The organism is Cedecea lapagei (genome assembly GCF_900635955.1).
Lineage (GTDB): Bacteria > Pseudomonadota > Gammaproteobacteria > Enterobacterales > Enterobacteriaceae > Cedecea > Cedecea lapagei.
The window spans coordinates 2,911,310-2,929,667 of record NZ_LR134201.1 but is presented as its reverse complement, the minus strand read 5'-3'; the positions used below and the strand labels follow the sequence as shown (position 1 = coordinate 2,929,667).

The 18,358-nt window shown below is 54.0% G+C and carries 15 protein-coding genes; 14 read left to right on the top strand and 1 reads right to left on the bottom strand.

The features are described from left to right. Window positions 1–213 precede the first annotated feature (213 nt). The 12 genes from putP to EL098_RS14165 all read left to right on the top strand — a co-directional run bounded on the left by putP (window position 214) and on the right by EL098_RS14165 (window position 12,636). On the top strand, window positions 214–1,722 hold the full coding sequence (gene putP / locus EL098_RS14220; RefSeq protein WP_126356861.1) for a sodium/proline symporter PutP: 1,509 nt from the start codon (window positions 214–216) through the stop codon (window positions 1,720–1,722). 258 nt (window positions 1,723–1,980) lie between these two features. Then, a complete protein-coding gene (efeU, locus tag EL098_RS14215; protein ID WP_126356860.1) occupies window positions 1,981–2,814 on the top strand; it encodes an iron uptake transporter permease EfeU in 834 nt (277 codons plus the stop codon). Window positions 2,815–2,877: 63 nt separating this feature from the next. After that, on the top strand, window positions 2,878–4,002 hold the full coding sequence (gene efeO / locus EL098_RS14210) for an iron uptake system protein EfeO (RefSeq protein ID WP_126356859.1): 1,125 nt from the start codon (window positions 2,878–2,880) through the stop codon (window positions 4,000–4,002). A gap of 5 nt (window positions 4,003–4,007) precedes the next feature. Continuing rightward, complete coding sequence (gene efeB, locus EL098_RS14205) at window positions 4,008–5,294, top strand: iron uptake transporter deferrochelatase/peroxidase subunit (RefSeq protein WP_126356858.1); 1,287 nt, start codon at window positions 4,008–4,010, stop codon at window positions 5,292–5,294. 557 nt (window positions 5,295–5,851) lie between these two features. After that, window positions 5,852–6,640: a phosphate starvation-inducible protein PhoH gene (phoH, locus tag EL098_RS14200; RefSeq protein ID WP_197718522.1), complete on the top strand. Its 789-nt coding sequence runs from the start codon at window positions 5,852–5,854 to the stop codon at window positions 6,638–6,640. Between the two features lie 265 nt (window positions 6,641–6,905). Next, window positions 6,906–7,229, top strand: a complete 324-nt coding sequence (locus EL098_RS14195) for a PTS sugar transporter subunit IIB (RefSeq protein WP_126356856.1) — start codon at window positions 6,906–6,908, stop codon at window positions 7,227–7,229. Between the two features lie 93 nt (window positions 7,230–7,322). Continuing rightward, the gene (chbC, locus tag EL098_RS14190; RefSeq protein ID WP_126356855.1) at window positions 7,323–8,681 is read left to right on the top strand and encodes a PTS N,N'-diacetylchitobiose transporter subunit IIC; all 1,359 of its coding nucleotides are present in this window, start codon (window positions 7,323–7,325) and stop codon (window positions 8,679–8,681) included. Between the two features lie 54 nt (window positions 8,682–8,735). Further along, the gene (gene chbA, locus EL098_RS14185) at window positions 8,736–9,086 is read left to right on the top strand and encodes a PTS N,N'-diacetylchitobiose transporter subunit IIA (RefSeq protein WP_126356854.1); all 351 of its coding nucleotides are present in this window, start codon (window positions 8,736–8,738) and stop codon (window positions 9,084–9,086) included. Between the two features lie 11 nt (window positions 9,087–9,097). Continuing rightward, window positions 9,098–9,934, top strand: coding sequence for a transcriptional regulator ChbR (chbR, locus tag EL098_RS14180; RefSeq protein ID WP_408609083.1), 837 nt, complete (start codon window positions 9,098–9,100; stop codon window positions 9,932–9,934). A gap of 90 nt (window positions 9,935–10,024) precedes the next feature. Next, window positions 10,025–11,368, top strand: a complete 1,344-nt coding sequence (locus tag EL098_RS14175) for a 6-phospho-beta-glucosidase (RefSeq protein WP_008455636.1) — start codon at window positions 10,025–10,027, stop codon at window positions 11,366–11,368. A 45-nt stretch (window positions 11,369–11,413) separates the two neighbouring features. After that, complete coding sequence (chbG, locus tag EL098_RS14170; RefSeq protein ID WP_126356852.1) at window positions 11,414–12,175, top strand: chitin disaccharide deacetylase; 762 nt, start codon at window positions 11,414–11,416, stop codon at window positions 12,173–12,175. A gap of 101 nt (window positions 12,176–12,276) precedes the next feature. Continuing rightward, window positions 12,277–12,636, top strand: a complete 360-nt coding sequence (locus tag EL098_RS14165; RefSeq protein ID WP_126356851.1) for a nitrous oxide-stimulated promoter family protein — start codon at window positions 12,277–12,279, stop codon at window positions 12,634–12,636. A gap of 198 nt (window positions 12,637–12,834) precedes the next feature. Here the strand turns inward: EL098_RS14165 and fdhF are convergent, their stop codons facing one another. Next, the gene (fdhF, locus tag EL098_RS14160) at window positions 12,835–14,982 is read right to left on the bottom strand and encodes a formate dehydrogenase subunit alpha (protein ID WP_126356850.1); all 2,148 of its coding nucleotides are present in this window, start codon (window positions 14,980–14,982) and stop codon (window positions 12,835–12,837) included. Between the two features lie 560 nt (window positions 14,983–15,542). Between fdhF and ygfT the strand changes: the two genes are divergently transcribed. Next, complete coding sequence (ygfT, locus tag EL098_RS14155) at window positions 15,543–17,483, top strand: formate-dependent uric acid utilization protein YgfT (RefSeq protein ID WP_126356849.1); 1,941 nt, start codon at window positions 15,543–15,545, stop codon at window positions 17,481–17,483. Beyond that, complete coding sequence (locus tag EL098_RS14150) at window positions 17,480–17,956, top strand: 4Fe-4S dicluster domain-containing protein (RefSeq protein WP_126356848.1); 477 nt, start codon at window positions 17,480–17,482, stop codon at window positions 17,954–17,956. Before ygfT ends, EL098_RS14150 begins: the two co-directional genes overlap by 4 nt. Window positions 17,957–18,358: the final 402 nt, after the last annotated feature.

Genomic DNA, 18,358 nt, shown 5'->3' with positions numbered 1-18,358 from the left:
CCGCCAAAAATGTGAGCGAGTGCAACCTGGTGAAAAATGCTGCGCTGGCGTGGGTGCAATTGATGTAAATGCAGTGTTAAATCATTTGTGAAAAATAAAGGGTTCCGGCAGGATGCATTCCCCCATGACATCACGATAACAACACAGCGCCTCGTTCCGGCGCGAAGCAGCCTGGTCAGAGAGAGCAGGCGTAATAGCTATGGAGAAGTCTGAATGACAATAAGCACACCGATGCTGGTGACCTTTCTGGTTTATATCTTTGGCATGATACTCATAGGTTTTATCGCCTGGCGTTCCACCCGCAGCTTTGATGACTATATTCTCGGCGGCCGCAGCCTCGGGAGCGTGGTGACCGCGCTGTCGGCAGGGGCTTCAGACATGAGCGGCTGGCTGTTAATGGGGTTGCCGGGCGCGATATTTATTTCTGGTATCTCCGAAAGCTGGATAGCCATCGGCCTGACCTTAGGGGCGTGGATCAACTGGAAGCTGGTTGCCGGGCGCCTGCGCGTTCACACCGAAGTGAACAACAATGCGCTGACGCTGCCCGATTATTTCACCGGGCGTTTTGAAGACTCCAGCCGCCTGCTGCGCATTATCTCCGCGCTGGTTATTCTGCTGTTTTTCACCATCTACTGCGCCTCAGGCATTGTGGCTGGCGCGCGCCTGTTTGAAAGTACCTTCGGCATGAGCTACGAAACGGCGCTTTGGGCCGGGGCTGCCGCCACCATTATCTATACCTTCGTGGGCGGCTTCCTCGCGGTTAGCTGGACGGACACCGTGCAGGCAAGCCTGATGATCTTCGCCCTGATTCTGACCCCGGTGATGGTGATTGCGGCGGTAGGCGGGCTCGATGACTCTCTGATAGTGATCAAACAGAAAAGCATTGAAAACGTCGATATGCTGAAGGGGCTGAACTTTGTCGCTATCGTTTCGCTGATGGGTTGGGGTCTGGGCTATTTCGGCCAGCCGCATATCCTGGCGCGTTTTATGGCGGCAGATTCACACCACACCATCGTTAACGCTCGCCGCATCAGTATGACCTGGATGATCCTCTGCCTGGCCGGTGCCTGTGCGGTGGGCTTCTTCGGGATTGCCTACTTTAATAACAACCCCGAGCAGGCCGGGGCGGTGACGCAGAATGGCGAGCGAGTATTCATCGAGCTGGCACAAATTCTGTTTAACCCGTGGATTGCCGGGGTGCTGCTCTCCGCGATTCTGGCCGCGGTGATGTCTACCCTGAGCTGCCAGCTGCTGGTGTGCTCAAGTGCAATCACCGAAGATCTCTATAAGGCGTTCCTGCGAAAAGGCGCAAGCCAGAAGGAGCTGGTGTGGGTTGGACGCATGATGGTGCTGGTGGTGGCGCTGGTGGCGATTGCGCTGGCGGCAAATCCGGAAAACCGCGTGCTTGGCCTGGTCAGCTACGCCTGGGCCGGTTTTGGCGCGGCATTTGGGCCTGTTGTGCTGCTCTCCGTGATGTGGTCACGCATGACCCGCAACGGGGCGCTGGTGGGAATGATTGTCGGGGCGGCTACCGTGCTGATCTGGAAACAGTTTGGCTGGCTGGGCCTGTATGAAATTATTCCTGGCTTCGTTTTAGGCAGTCTGGCGATTGTCGTAGTGAGCCTGATGGGCAAAGCGCCGTCGGCCTCTATGCAGAAGCGTTTTGCCGAGGCAGATGCGATTTACCATACCGCGCCGCCGGGCAAACTGCAGCCGGACTAATTTAGACATTCTGAGTTTTCAGCCGGGCCATCGCCTGAAAGGCTCTCACCTGAAAACGCTCTCTTTGCCCCTAAGGCCGGTTATACCGGCCTTTTTCTTTCACACTTCTCTGTGGATATAGCCCGCCCTTTTTACATCTGGTCATAAATATGTAATCCAGGTCACTTGTTTTTCTTTTTGCGGTAATGATAATCACAATCGTTATGGTTTACTTTTCTTTACTCCAATTGACCTGTATTCACATCTGAGGTGCCAGGCATGTTTGTTCCGTTTCTCATCATGTTGCGCGAAGGGCTGGAGGCTGCGCTGATTGTCAGCCTGATCGCCAGCTACCTTAAGCGTACCCAGCGCGGCCAGTGGATCGCCGTTATGTGGATTGGCGTATTCGCCGCCGCCGCGCTCTGCCTGGGCCTCGGTATCTTCATCAATGAAACCACCGGCGAGTTCCCACAGAAAGAGCAGGAGCTGTTCGAGGGCATTGTCGCGGTGATCGCCGTGTTTATCCTTACCTGGATGGTGTTCTGGATGCGTAAAGTTTCCCGAAACATCAAGGGTGAACTGGAGCAGGCGGTGGACAATGCGCTGAAGAGCAAAGGCAACCATGGCTGGGCGCTGATCATGATGGTTTTTTTCGCCGTGGCGCGTGAAGGGCTTGAGTCGGTATTCTTCCTGCTGGCCGCTTTCCAGCAGGATGTAGGCATTTTACCGCCGCTCGGCGCAATGCTCGGGCTGGCAACGGCCATCGTTTTGGGCTTTCTCATCTACTGGGGCGGTATTCGTCTTAATCTCGGTGCCTTCTTTAAGTGGACCAGCCTGTTTATCCTGCTGGTGGCCGCGGGGCTTGCCGCTGGCGCCGTCCGCGCATTCCACGAAGCCGGGCTGTGGAACCACTTCCAGGATATTGCTTTCGATATGAGCAACACGCTCTCTACCCACTCGCTGACCGGCACGCTGCTGGAAGGGATTTTCGGTTATCAGGAAACGCCAAGCGTTAGCGAAGTGGCGATGTACTTCATCTATCTGATTCCAGCGCTGGTGCTGTTCTTTATGCCACCTCGCATGAACCACCGGGCAACCAATACGGCTCGTTAATTTATAAACGGCGGGCCGCCCGCCGTTTAGTGATAACTACTCATTGCTTAATAGGGATAGGTCATGATCCAACATTTTCGTCTGAAGGCACTGCACGTCGCGCTGCTCGCGCTGGTCTCTTCCTCATTTGCCGCACAGGCGGCAGACATTCCCCAGGTAAAGGTCACCGTCACGGATAAACAGTGCGAGCCTATGAGCGTCACGGTGAACGCCGGGAAGACTCAGTTCATCATCCAGAACAACAGCCAGAAAGCGCTGGAGTGGGAGATCCTGAAGGGGGTAATGGTGGTGGAGGAGCGTGAGAACATCGCGCCGGGCTTCTCCCAGAAGCTAACCGCAAATCTGCAGCCGGGTGAATATGACATGACCTGTGGCCTGCTGACCAACCCGAAGGGCAAGCTAGTGGTGAAAGCCTCCGGCACGCAGGAAGCGCCTAAATCCGATCTGCTGGCGCTGACTGGCCCAATTACCGAATATAAAGCCTATGTGACCGCCGAAGTGGCGGAGCTGGTAAAAGGCACGAAAGCCTTTACCGATGCGGTGAAAGCCGGTGATTTAGAAAAAGCGAAAGCCCTGTATGCGCCAACGCGTCAGCATTACGAGCGTATTGAGCCGATTGCCGAGCTGTTCTCCGATCTCGACAGCAGCATCGATGCGCGTGAAGATGACTTCGAGAAAAAAGCCGATGACCCGAAATTCACCGGTTTCCACCGCCTGGAGAAAATTCTCTTTGGCGATAACACCACCAAAGACGCCGCGCCGTTTGCTGACAAGCTGAACGCCGATGTGCTGGACCTGCAGACTCGCGTCTCTGAACTGGCCTTCCCGCCAAGCAAAGTGGTCGGTGGCGCAGCCGGCCTGATTGAAGAAGTTGCGGCGACCAAAATCAGCGGCGAAGAAGATCGCTACAGCCACACCGACCTGTGGGACTTCCAGGCTAACGTTGACGGCGCGCAGAAGATTGTTGATCTGCTGCGTCCTCAGCTGACCAAAGAGAACCCGGCGCTGCTGGCGAAAGTGGATGCGAACTTCAAGAAAGTTGACGCCATTCTGGCGAAATACCGTACCAAAGAGGGCTTCGAAACTTACGACAAGCTCACTGATGCGGACCGCAAGGCGCTGAAGGGGCCGATCACGACTCTGGCGGAAGATCTTTCTCAACTGCGTGGCGTAATGGGTCTGGACTGAGCATCATGAGCAATAAGGATAATACCGGCGCGCATCAACCGGCGCGCCGTCAGCTTCTGAAATCGCTGGGCACCCTCGGGGGGGCGCTTGCCGTGGGCGGCGGCTGCCCGATGGCCGCTCATGCTGCTAACCCTGTTACTTCGCCGGGCACGCTACCGCCGGATGCTCGCCTGGAAAGCCTGCCGCTGTACGGGGATCATCAGGCCGGAATTTTAACGCCTCAGCAGGCGTCCATGATGCTGGTCGCATTTGATGTGCTGGCAAGTGATAAAGCTGACCTTGAACGCCTGCTCAGACTGCTGACGGCTCGTTTTGACTTTCTGACCCGCGGAGGCCCGGCTCCGGATACGCCGAATCCACGGCTGCCGCCGATGGACTCCGGCATTCTTGGGGCGGAAATCTACCCGGATAATCTGACCATCACAGCTTCCGTCGGCAGTTCGCTGTTTGATGAGCGTTTTGGCCTGCAAAAGCAGAAGCCGAAGAAGCTACAGCAGATGACCAGCTTCCCGAACGATTCGCTGGACGCCAGCCTGTGCCACGGCGATCTGTTGCTGCAGATCTGCGCCAATACCAACGACACGGTGATCCATGCGCTGCGCGACATCATCAAGCACACGCCGGATCTCCTCAGCGTGCGCTGGCGTCGGGAAGGGTTTATCTCCAACCATGCGGCGCGCAGCCGCGGCAAAGAGACGCCGATTAACCTGCTGGGGTTTAAAGACGGTACGGCAAATCCGGACAGCCATGATAAGTCGCTGATGGATGACGTGGTGTGGGTGACGAAGCAGCAGCAGGAGCCCGCCTGGGCAACCGGCGGCAGCTATCAGGCGGTGCGCATTATTCAGTTCCACGTCGAGTCCTGGGACCGTACGCCGCTGAAGGAGCAGCAGACTATCTTCGGCCGCGACAAACACAGCGGGGCGCCGCTGGGCATGAAAAATGAGCACGATGTGCCTGACTATGCGGCCGATCCTGATGGCAACGTGATTGCGCTGGATGCCCATATCCGCCTGGCAAACCCGCGGACCAAAGAGACGCAGTCCGGGCTGATGATGCGCCGGGGCTACAGCTATTCGCTGGGAGCGACCAAATCCGGCCAGCTGGACATGGGGTTGCTGTTTGTCTGCTACCAGCATGACCTTGAGAAAGGGTTTCTGACGGTTCAGGGCAGGCTGAACGGCGAGGCGCTTGAGGAGTATGTGAAGCCGATTGGCGGCGGCTATTTCTTCGCGCTGCCGGGCGTGCCGGATAAGCAGCATTATCTGGGGCAGGGGCTGATTGAGGCTTAGTGTTGCCGCTCTTCTCTCTTTCAGGGAGAAGAGCGGGTGAGGGGGCTAATTTTTCATTTGCTAACAATTCACCCTCCTGGTTATTCATTGCCATATCCTATGACTATCTCGCTGAAATATTTCTGTAATATAGGTATGCGAAAACGGTACACGGCAGCGAATGGCAATTAACGTTACTTAAAAGTAAAATTTATGTTGCATTTTGAGTGGTGTTTGTTGTACTTAAAACAAGAGCGGTAGTTCCCTGCTGTGACGTTTACTCACTACGGAGATCGCGAATGGTTGGGTCCTGTACTGGACGGTTACTTAAACACTTTACCCGCACAACCCAGCGCGGAGGACTCTCCTCCGGCTTCGCTATCTTCACCGCTAAATTTCCCCATTCAGTATCAAATCAGCGTCCTAACGGTGCGTCAGGCGACGTTTCGCTTTCGCTTAGTGCACCCTCTCAACCGGCAGTACATGGCTTACAAGGAAGCCAAACCTCATCCGTTAGTGGCCATAATCGCGCCTGTTCAGACGGCGCGGGAAATGAAACCAACTGTAAGGTGCCATCCATGGGAAGACAGAAAGCTGTGATCAAAGCTCGTCGCGAAGCAAAACGTGTGCTGAGACGGGATTCGCGTAGCCACCGGCAGCGTGAAGAGGAATCGGTCACCACGCTTGTGCAGATGAGCGGCGTAGAATCTATAGGCATGGCGCGCGACTGCCGCGATCATTCACCTATCGAAGCGCGTAACGAGGCTCAGGCGCACTATCTTAATGCCATCGAGAAAAAGCAGCTGATATTTGCTACCGGTGAAGCCGGCTGTGGCAAGACGTTTATCAGCGCGGCGAAAGCCGCTGAGGCCCTGATACATAAGGATGTCGACAGGATTATTGTTACCCGTCCGGTGCTGCAGGCCGATGAAGATCTCGGCTTCCTTCCCGGTGATATTTCAGAGAAGTTCGCTCCCTATTTCCGCCCGGTGTATGACATCCTGGTGCGACGCTTAGGGTCGTCTTTTATGCAGTATTGCCTGCGGCCCGAAATTGGTAAGGTTGAGATTGCGCCGTTCGCCTATATGCGCGGGCGTACTTTTGAAAATGCCGTGGTAATTCTGGACGAGGCGCAGAATGTCACCGCAGCGCAAATGAAAATGTTCCTCACTCGCCTCGGGGAAAACGTGACGGTTATCGTCAATGGTGATATTACGCAGTGTGATTTGCCTGCGGGTGTACCGTCCGGTTTAAGTGACGCGCTGAACCGTTTTGAAGAGGATGAGATGGTTGGCGTTGTCCGCTTTGGTAAACAGGATTGTGTGCGCTCCGCCCTGTGCCAGCGCACGCTGAATGCCTACGATTAACCCTCCTCAACGATTCAGATAAAAGCCCAAACTTCGGTTTGGGCTTTTTTATTTGCGCGAAATATTTGGCCAAACTGTGAGGAGGGTCATAACGCCAGGTCAAGGAGAGACAATTTATGAGAGCCAGGAATTATCTCTCCCGTTAAACCATGCCGTATACTTTCTTCAAGCAGAGACAATAGTCTCTCCCCACAAACCCGCTTTGGAACAGCAACAATACGTCGCGTAAGTCCGTTACAGCGTATTGAGACTTGAGGAACAACTTATGCAAAAGAAAAAAATTTATCTGTTCTGCTCCGCTGGGATGTCAACCTCGCTGTTAGTGACCAAAATGCGAGCACAGGCCGAAAAGTATGAAGTACCGGTAGAAATTGAAGCTTTCTCTGAGTCTTTAGCCAGCGAAAAAGGGAAGCATGCGGACCTGGTTTTACTCGGGCCACAAATTGCCTACATGCAGGCAGATATCAAGAGATTGTTGCCCACCAAGCCTGTAGAAGTTATCGACTCTGCTCTGTACGGTAAAGTCGATGGGCTGGGTGTGTTGAAAGCGGCCGTGGCGGCAATTAAGAAAGCAGCGGCCGAGAGTTAATTTTTTATTCTTGTTTTTGTTTAATTTTCCGTCAAAGAGCGACTTACACCTACAGCCGTAATCATTATTACGGCTTTCAAGGATATTTATAATATGAGTAAAGTCATTGATTCACTTGAGAAGGTTCTCCTGCCTTTTGCTGTAAAAATAGGAAAGCAGCCTCACGTTAATGCCATTAAAAACGGTTTTATTAAATTAATGCCATTAACCCTAACCGGGGCCATGTTTGTTCTGATCAACAACGTATTCCTGAGCTTTGGTGCAGGTTCATTTTTCTACTCGTTAGGCATCCGTTTAGACCCCGAGACCATTGAAACCCTCAATGGGTTTAAAGCTATCGGCGGCAACGTGTACAACGGTACGTTGGGCATAATGTCGCTGATGGCGCCTTTTTTCATTGGCATGGCGCTGGCTGAGGAGAGGAAGGTCGATCCCCTTGCGGCGGGCTTATTATCCGTTGCAGCCTTTATGACCGTGACACCCTACAGCGTGGGCGAAGCCTATGCCGTGGGCGCCAACTGGTTAGGCGGCCAGAATATTATTTCCGGTATGATTATCGGTCTGGTTGTCGCGGAACTGTTTACCTTCGTGGTGCGTCGTAACTGGGTGATAACCCTGCCGGACAGCGTGCCGACGTCGGTATCCCGTTCGTTCTCGGCGTTAATTCCAGGTTTCCTGATCCTCTCCATCTTCGGGATCATCTCCTGGGCGCTCTCCCACTACGGCAGCAACTTCCACCAGATCATCATGGACTCCATTTCGACTCCGCTGGCGTCAATGGGCAGCGTCGTGGGCTGGGCATACGTGATTTTCAACTCCCTGCTGTGGTTCTTCGGTGTTCACGGTTCTCTGGCGCTTACCGCGCTGGATAACGGCATCATGACCCCTTGGGCGCTGGAAAACGTGGCGCTGTACCAGCAGTACGGTTCTGTGGAAGCCGCTATCGAAGCGGGCAAACAGTTCCACTTCTGGGCGAAACCAATGCTCGACTCCTACATCCTGCTGGGTGGCTCTGGTGCGACGCTGGGTCTGATTATCGCTATCTTCATCGCCTCTCGCCGCGCCGATCATCGTCAGGTGGCTAAGCTGGCGCTGCCTTCAGGCATCTTCCAGATTAACGAACCGATTCTGTTTGGTCTGCCGATCATCATGAACCCGGTGATGTTCATCCCGTTCGTGGCGGTACAGCCGATTCTGGCCGCGATCACCCTGATTGCGTACTCCATGGGCATTATTCCACCGGTCACCAACCTGGCTCCGTGGACCATGCCTACCGGCCTCGGCGCCTTCTTCAACAGTAACGGCAGCATCGCTGCACTGCTGGTGGCGCTGTTCAACCTGGGGATTGCAACGCTGGTGTACATGCCGTTCGTTATCCTGTCCAACAAGGCACAGGCGGTGATTGAGGAAGAAGAAAGCGAAGAAGATATCGCTAACGCACTGAAATTCTAACTCCAGCCGGGGGAGGAACGCCTCCCCCGTTTTCAGAATCCGGGGAGCCAATTTATGTTTGATTTAGACCATGTTGTAGAAACCGAAGTGGAAGTGGACGATCTCGAAGAAGTCGTGATGGGGTTAATCATCAACTCTGGTCAGGCTCGCAGCCTGGCTTACGGGGCGCTTAAAAAGGCTAAACAGGGCGACTTCGCCGGAGCCAAAGAGATGATGGACCAGTCCCGTACCGCGCTGAACGAAGCACATCTGGTACAGACTAAATTGATCGAAGGCGACCAGGGCGAAGGGAAAACCAAAGTGAGCCTGGTGCTGGTCCATGCTCAGGACCACCTGATGACCTCGATGCTGGCTCGTGAGCTGGTTACCGAACTGATTGAGTTACACGAGAAAATGGATAAGTAGAAGGTCAGATTATGCAGCCAGAGATAGACAATATGGAAATCAACATCGTTCGTGAAAGCCAGCTGTTTAACGGCAAATGTTTCCATGCGTTTATCTACACCAAAGAAGAGAGCGTGAGCGGACTGCATCAGCATGACTACTACGAATTCACGATTGTTTTGACCGGGCGCTATTACCAGGAAATTAACGGTAAACGTGTGCTGATGGAGCGAGGCGACTTTGTTTTTATTCCTGTTGGCTCCCACCATCAGAGTTTTTACGAGTTTGGCGCCACCCGGTTATTTAACGTAGGCATCAGCCAGCAGTTTTTTGAGCAGCATTATATGCCGCTGCTGCCGTCCCACCTGGTGGCCTCTCAGGTCTACCAGATTAAGGATGAGTTCCTGACGTTTATGGAGTCGGTGATTGCCTCGTTTAATTTCCGTGAAGGGGAGTTTAACGAGTTCCTCGAAATGGTGAGCTTTTATGTCGTGAATCGACTGCGCCATTACCGGGAGTCGGAGAATCAGGACGATATTCCACTGTGGTTAAAATCCACCGTTGAAGGGATGCATGACAAAATGCGTTTTGGTGATAAGGCCTTATTAAATATGATCGCGCTTTCGGGTAAGTCGCAGGAGTATTTAACCCGCGCCACGCAGCGCTATTATGGCAAAACACCGATGCAGATTATTAATGAAATCCGCATTAATTTCGCCAAGAAACAGCTGGAAATTACCAACGCTTCAGTAACCGATATCGCCTTCGAGTCCGGTTACAGCAGTCCCAGCATGTTTATTAAAAACTTTAAGAAAGTCACCTCTTTCACGCCAAACAGCTATCGGAAGAAATTGTACAGCATTAATTAAGGTGCTGATTAACTACCACTGTCAATATTGAGTTTTTATTAACTTATTCAATTTTCTAAATACGGCGCCGGGCGCCGTACGGGAGCCTGTATGACTAAGAAATTAAAAGTTGTTACTATCGGTGGCGGCAGCAGCTATACCCCAGAATTACTCGAAGGTTTTATTAAGCGCTACCATGAATTACCGATCACCGAACTTTGGCTGGTGGATGTCGAAGCGGGAAAAGAGAAACAGGATATTATTTTCAATCTTTGCCAGCGCATGATTGAGCACGCCGGTGTGCCGATGACGGTACACAAGAGCCTTGACCGCCGTGAAGCGCTGAAAGATGCGGACTTTGTCACCACCCAGCTGCGCGTAGGACAGCTGAAGGCACGTGAGCTGGATGAGCGCATTCCGCTAAGCCACGGCTACCTCGGCCAGGAAACCAACGGCGCGGGCGGCCTGTTCAAAGGGCTGCGTACCATTCCGGTGATTTTCGACATCATTAAAGACGTGCAGGAAATCTGCCCGGATGCCTGGGTTATCAACTTTACCAACCCGGCCGGGATGGTAACTGAGGCGGTTTTCCGCCACACCAATTTCAAAAAATTCATCGGCGTGTGCAACATCCCTGTTGGCATGAAGATGTTTATTACCGACGTGCTGAAGCTAACTCCGGAAGATGACCTGGGTATCGATCTCTTCGGCCTGAACCACATGGTGTTTATTAAAGACGTGCTGGTTAACGGCGAATCCCGCTTTGCAGAGCTGCTGGACGGTGTCGCCAGCGGCAAGCTGAGCGCAAACTCGGTGAAAAACATCTTCGATATGCCGTTTAGCGAAGGGCTGATTCGTTCTCTGAACCTGCTGCCTTGCTCTTACCTGCTGTACTACTTCAAGCAGAAAGAGATGCTGGCCATCGAAATGGGCGAGTTCTACAAAGGCGGGGCGCGCGCTTCCGTCGTGCAGAAGGTCGAAAAACAGCTGTTTGAGCTCTACAAAGACCCGAATCTGGATGTGAAACCGAAAGAGCTGGAGCTGCGCGGCGGGGCTTACTACTCTGACGCCGCGTGCGAAGTGATCAGCGCCATCTACAATGATAAGCAGACTGAGCACTACGTGAACATTCCGCACCACGGCCATGTGGACAATATTCCGGCTGACTGGGCTATCGAGACGACCAGCATCATCGGCCGCGATGGCGCGAGACCGCATCCGCGTGTCACACACTTCGACGAGAAAGTGATGGGGCTGATTCATACCATCAAAGGCTTTGAAGTGGCGGCCAGTCAGGCCGCGCTGAGCGGTGAATTCAACGATGTGCTGCTGGCGCTGAACCTGAGCCCGCTAATCCATTCCGACAAGGATGCTGAGGTGATTGCCAAAGAGATGCTGCTTGCCCATAAAGCGCATCTGCCAAACTTTGCGAAAACTATCGAAAAACTGGCTTAATGTCTTGCCCTCCCTGGACGGGGAGGGCTACTCAGGAGGGATGCTATGGACCGCTTACTGATTATCAATGCCGATGATTTTGGCCTGAGCAAGGCGCAAAACTACGGCATTATCGAAGCGTTTCACCACGGTGTGGTGACGTCGACCACCGCGCTGGTCAATGCGGAAGCGATTAAACATGCGGCCGGGCTGTGTGCTCGTTATCCGGGACTGGGTGTCGGCATGCACTTTGTGTTGACGCTGGGGCAGCCGTTAACCGATATGCCGATACTGACTCGCGGCACCGGCGTGCTGGGTAAGTGGATCTGGGAAATGGCGGAGCAGGGGCTGCTGAACCGGGAGGAGATCGGGCGCGAACTTGAAAGTCAGTATCAGCGCTTTATCGCTATTTTTGGCATTGAGCCAACCCACCTGGATAGCCATCATCACGTACATATGATCCCGGAGATTTTCCCTGTCGTTGCCGCTTTTGCCAATGCGAAAGGGATCCCGCTGCGCGTTGATCGTGATGCCGCGGCCCGGGATAATATTTCGCTAACCGGCGTGCGTTCTACGCAAGGATTTAGCAGCGAGTTTTACGGAGAGGCGATTTCTGAAAGCCTGCTGCTGGAGTGTGTGGATGCCTCAGCTAAGCGGGAGGAAGCCTCGCTTGAGGTGATGTGCCACCCATCTTTTGTGGATAACACATTGCTGAAAAGTAATTATTGCTACCCACGTCTTGCGGAGCTCGACGTGTTGACCTCAGAGTCGCTGAAGGCCGCGCTTGCCAAACGAGGTTACCGCCTGGGAACCTTCCGCGACCTGTAACCCCAATTCTCCCTTCGGCCAGTCGTCGATAAGGTGTATTATATGTGCATCTTATCGACAATTATTGACCGCACGCTTTACCGGTCAATCAGGTACTGACCATGTCCGGAAAACGTATTCAGCGCGAGAAGCAAACCATCGCTAAAATGCTCACCCTGTATGAGCGTAAAAATCCTGCCGCCAGCACCGAGCCTGGTCATTACCAGCAGCTTTACGACTATGCTGCCAAAAGGCTGGATCGCTGCGCTTTTGGCGAAGAAAAACCCGCCTGTAAGCACTGCCCAATTCACTGCTACCAGCCGGCGAAACGCGAAGAGATGAAGCAGGTCATGCGCTGGGGCGGCCCCCGGATGCTGATCTACCATCCGGTGCTTACGGTACTCCATTTGATCGACGACCGCCGTCCGGTTCCGCCGTTGCCGGAGAAGTATCAGCGCAAAGGGAATAAAAGCCAGACCTGATATAAAGCTATCGCGGCAGAGAGAGATAACCTTCTGCTATCAACGCCACATGATTATTGTGATAGCCAGTATCTCCTTTTGATCCAGCCCGGCTCTCTGATGCAGGGTGATATTGAGCCCGAGTCAATCGCCGCTTGTCTCGACGATAACAAAGAGATCATCACCCTTGCGGTTTCTCATTTCAGAGGGCTATTGGCTCTAACCGACGACGCTTTTTCGCAGTCTTTCTTTCAGCTTACCGTATTCTTCGATAACGTACCGTTCAGCGGCCTGCTGATCGGCGATGCTCTCGATATTTACCGCGCTGTATTTATATTCCGGCGTTTTGGTTACCGGGCTTAAGTTTTCGCTAACCAGCTCGTTGCATGCCCCGATCCACCACTGATAAGTCATGTAAATTGCACCTGGGTTAGGGCGGTCGCTGACCTTCGCCCGGGTGATCACTCTCCCTTTACGCGACTTAACCCAGATTAACTCCTCATCTTTTATGCCAAGACGTTCTGCGTCGGCGGTGTTGATCTGCGCATATCCAGGTTCATCCGCCAGCTTCGACAGCGCTGCACAGTTGCCGGTCATTGAGCGGCACGAGTAATGGCCCACTTCACGAACCGTTGACAGCACCAGGGGATATTCATCGCTGAGCTTCTCCATGGGTGCCTGCCAGTCGCAGGTGAAGAATCGGGCCAGGCCATCCGGCGTGGAGAAGGACTCTTTAAAAAGCCATGACGTTCCCTGGTCGGCATCCGACTCCTCGGTGCACGGCCACTGGATGTAACCGAACTCGCCTATTTTTTCGTAGGTTGCACCGTAAAAATTCGGGCACAGATGTCGAAGCTCGTCCCAGATTTGTTGCGTGTTCTCATAGCGCATCGGGTAGCCCATCCGGGTGGCGATCTCGCAGATGATTTGCCAGTCAGTTTTCAGGTCCCACTGCGGTTCTACCGCTTTAAAGAAGCGCTGAAAACCGCGATCTGCGGCGGTGTAAACCCCTTCATGTTCGCCCCAGGACGTTGATGGCAGGATCACGTCCGCTGCCGCCGCCGTTTTAGTCATAAAAATGTCCTGCACGATGAGCAGCTCAAGCTCGTCAAATGCCTTGCGGACGGCCGACAGTTCGGCATCGGTTTGCAGCGGATCTTCACCCATGATGTAGGCTGCCCGCACTTCCCCGTTTGCCACACGGTGCGGCAGTTCGCTGATACGATAACCGGCGCGGTCTGGCAGGCTGTCGACGCCCCATGCTCTGGCAAACTTCTCACGATTTTCGACCGAATTTACGTATTGATAGCCGGGGTAGGTATCGGGCAGGGCTCCCATATCGCAGGCACCCTGCACGTTGTTCTGCCCGCGTACCGGATTGACGCCGACATGGGCCTTCCCCAGATTACCGGTCAATATTGCCAGGCTCGTCAGCGCGCGCACCGTTTCCACACCCTGCCAGAACTGGGTAACTCCCATCCCCCACAAAATTGTCGCAGTAGCCTCGTTGGCGTACATTCGCGCGCATTCACGGATTTGCTTCGCGCTAATGCCGGTTATCTCCTCAACCGATTCTGGTGTATAACCCTCGACGATCGTGCGGTACTCCTCAAAGCCCTCAGAGCGCCCGGAGACGAAAGGTTTATCGTAAAGCTCTTCCTGAATGATAACGTGCCCTATGGCGTTGAGCAGGGCGATATTTGACCCGTTTTTCAGCGCGATATGCATATCTGCAATACGCGCGGTTTCAATTTTGCGCGGATCGCAGACGATAATCCTGGCCCCATTGCGTTTGGCGTTGAGGATATGGTTCGCCACAATAGGGTGTGAATCTGCCGGGTTGTAGCCAAAAATAAAGACCAGATCGGTGTTATCGATTTCTGTGATGGCATTACTCATGGCGCCGTTACCGACCGACTGGTGCAGACCTGCAACCGAGGGGCCGTGTCAAACGCGGGCGCAACAGTCAACGTTATTGGTACCAATAACGGCGCGCGCAAATTTCTGCATAATGTAGTTAGTTTCGTTGCCGGTGCCACGTGAGGAACCCGTGGTCTGAATGGCGTCCGGGCCATATTTGGCCCTGATGGCGCTAAGGCGTTCGGCCACGTAGTTCAGCGCTACATCCCAGGACACGGCTTCCAGCTTGCCGCCGCGCTCGCGACGGATCATCGGCGTTTTCAACCGTGGGGTAAGAATCTGAGTGTCATTGAGAAAATCCCAGCCGTAGTAGCCTTTCAGGCACAAAGTACCCTGGTTATTTTTTCCCATCGCCGCTTCTGCACGAATGATTTTACCTTTTTCCACTACCAGCTGCATTTTGCAGCCGGAAGCGCAATACGGGCACACGGTGGTGACTTTTTTCATCTTTTATTCCCGTCTGACAGTGAGCGTTAAAAAAACAGACCATCGCTAAATGGGCTACAAGAACCGAGTGATATAGCCTGCTGTACGCCGGGCAACCCCGGCGTACATAACCGTGAGATGCTGCTGCCTCCCAGGGCTGATGAGGCCCTCAACGGAACTGCGCGCCCGGAGAGGGATATGCGCAAGCTATGCCAAAATAATCCCTCCGTATTTGGACGAATATAGCTGTGAAATAAATCACGAGTCGTCGTCGATATATTTATTGCACTAATGAATTGCATTAACCTTTTCACCTGATAAAAATATTTAGTTTCACAGTGAGATGATTTTCCTCTCATTTTTCTATGAAAAATTCGCTATCTCTTATCAGTTTGAGTAAATACAGTATTGGTTTTAATGATTCAGGATAATAAGTGCGGCTTTATTTTCCCTTCGGGTGAGTATTTGTGGCATTTTTTGAGATGACCCGCAAAAAATGACCCATGGGTTAATAAAACAAAAAAATATCGCCTGAAAATTGCATCGCAATACGCTGTGAGCTCAAGAGGAAAGGGAAGCCAATGAATCATTTTATTATTGCTGATGCGGCGAACTGCATCGGGTGTCATGCCTGTGAGGTTGCCTGCGTTACCTCACATCATCGGGACAGTTGGCCGCTAAGGCGTAGTGACTTTAACCCGAGTATTCACGTGTACTTTCAGGGTAATGCCAGCACCGCCACAACGTGCCATCACTGCAATGACGCCCCCTGTGTCAGCGCCTGTCCGACACGGGCATTATCGTTCTCTCATGACGGCGTGCAGCTGAGTCGGGCCGACTGTATTGGCTGCAAAAATTGTGTCATTGCCTGCCCGTTTGGCGCTATTGAAATGGTGGCCAGCGACGAAGAGGGCCCTTACCTGGCGCAGAAGTGCGATCTTTGCCGGGAGCATCCCTCAGGTAAACCAGCCTGCGTGGCGAGCTGTCCTACTAAAGCTCTGCGCCTGATGGATGACAGAGCGATCAACCAGCTAAGAAATACGCGCCAGACCCGTTCTGCCCTTGGACAACCGCTTGACGCCTCGCGCGGTGCCCGGCGCCAGCTTGCGCTGGATAAGCCGCCGAGGAGGGGAGCGCAAAAGGTTGATCCCGCCGAGAGGAAAACACAGTTCCTCGAGATTTACCAGGAGCTGGGTGAGAGTGGGGCCGCTTATGAAAGCGAGCGTTGTCTTTATTGCGCTCAAAAGGCGTGGTGCAACTGGACGTGCCCGATGCATAACGCCATTCCCGATTTTATTCGTCTGGTTAATGAGGGGAAGATCGTCGAAGCCGCAGAGCTGTGCCACCTGACCAGCTCCTTGCCGGAAATTTGCGGCCGGGTATGCCCGCAGGACAGGCTATGCGAGGGCGCCTGCACGTTGAAAAACCAGGGGGGATCCGTGGCTATCGGTAATCTCGAGCGTCATATCACCGATACCGCGCTGGCTATGGGCTGGCGCCCTGGCAAAGCGAAGGGCGAGCCTCGCCAGGAGAAGGTGGCGGTGATTGGCGCGGGTCCTGCTGGTCTTGGATGCGCTGATATGCTGGCCCGCGAAGGCATTCAGGTGGATGTTTTCGATCGCCATCCTGAGATCGGCGGCTTGTTAACCTTTGGGATCCCTCCCTTCAAACTGGACAAAAATATTCTTGCCATGCGCCGTGAAATCTTCAGTGCTATGGGCATCCACTTTCATCTTAATCAGGAGGTGGGGCGTGACATCGCCTTTGAGGAACTAGTCGCAAATTACGATGCCGTTTTCCTCGGGGTGGGGACCTACGGGCTGATGTCTGCCGGTCTTGAAGGTGAAGATGCGCCGGGAGTTATCCAGGCATTGCCGTTCCTGATTGCCAGCACCCGTGAGGTCATAGGGCTTGAAGAAATATCGGACTACCCGCTGACGGAGATAAAAGGAAAACGCGTGGTGGTGCTGGGGGGAGGCGATACCGCGATGGATTGCCTGCGCACTGCTGTCCGCCGGGGAGCCACACAGGTAACCTGCGCCTATCGCCGTGATGAAATGAGCATGCCGGGTTCAAAGAAAGAGGTGGTCAATGCGCGGGAGGAGGGTGTTGAATTTCAGTTCAACGTTCAACCTCAGGCTATCCGCCTCAATCGTAAAGGGCAGGTCAGCGGCGTGAAGATGATTCGTACCGAAATGGGCGCCCCGGGCGAGGATGGCCGCCGTCGCCCAGAGCCGATAGCCGGTTCGACATTCGAGCTCCCGGCCGACGTGTTGATTATGGCGTTCGGTTTTCAGGCCCATGCCATGCCGTGGCTGCGCGGACAAGGCATTAAGCTGGATCGCAGGGGGCAGATTGTTACCGGTGGTAAAGGACGGGGCGAGACGCAGACCGGTAACGATAAGGTTTTTGCCGGAGGAGACGCCGTCACGGGCGCTGATTTGGTGGTGACCGCAATGGCGGCAGGGCATCGTGCCGCACGCGACATGCTGGAGCGATTTGCCGGCAGGGGAAGCCTATGACCAGTTTTATTGTCGCCAGCGAGCAGGCCTGTATTGGCTGCCGCACCTGTGAAATTGCCTGTGCGCTGGAGCATATCTCTGAGGGGGCAGAATTTCATCCCCGGTTGAAGGTGCTGCGTCTTAGTGAAGTCACCGTCCCGGTGATGTGCCATCAGTGCGAAAATGCGCCCTGCGTAGGAGCCTGCCCAACCGGAGCATTAACCTTTGGTGCAGAGCGAGTGGAGGCAGAAGCGGGACGCTGTATAGGCTGTCAGAGCTGCGTTGTCGCCTGCCCGTTTGGCGCCATATCCATTCAGTCAGGTAGCGGCACGGAACCGGCTATCATCAAATGCGATTTGTGTATAACCCGCGAGCCTGGCCCCGCCTGCGTGGGTGTTTGCCCCACTTCGGCATTAAAAAAAATGACCTCGCAGGATCTGGAGGCTCTGCGAAAGCAGCGCAATCTCGCGACAGCCAGTCTGGTTAAGCTATAGCTCACCGACTTCATCACTACAAAGCTCGGTGGCAAGGCTGGGCTTGCTGCTTTGCGGTGAGGGAGGGATATCACTCGCGCCGTCCGTGGCGCTCGCCCTGCGGGTTGCCGGAGGCAATGCAAAACGGCTGTCCTGCCGTTTGTGATTCGCAAGCTCACCCCTTCGGGGCAGCGTTATCACAAGTGATACCGCTGTCCAACCTGCTAAAGCAGGTTGTCAAACCCTGGTCGAGGGTTCTCATCCGTCCCTCATGAGGTTACGGGCAATAAAAAAGCCTGAACGTGAGTTCAGGCTCTTTCATGAAATATGGCGGTGAGGGAGGGATATCACTCGCGCCGTCCGTGGCGCTCGCCCTGCGGGTCGCCGGTGGCGATGCAAAACGGCTGTCCTGCCGTTTTGTCG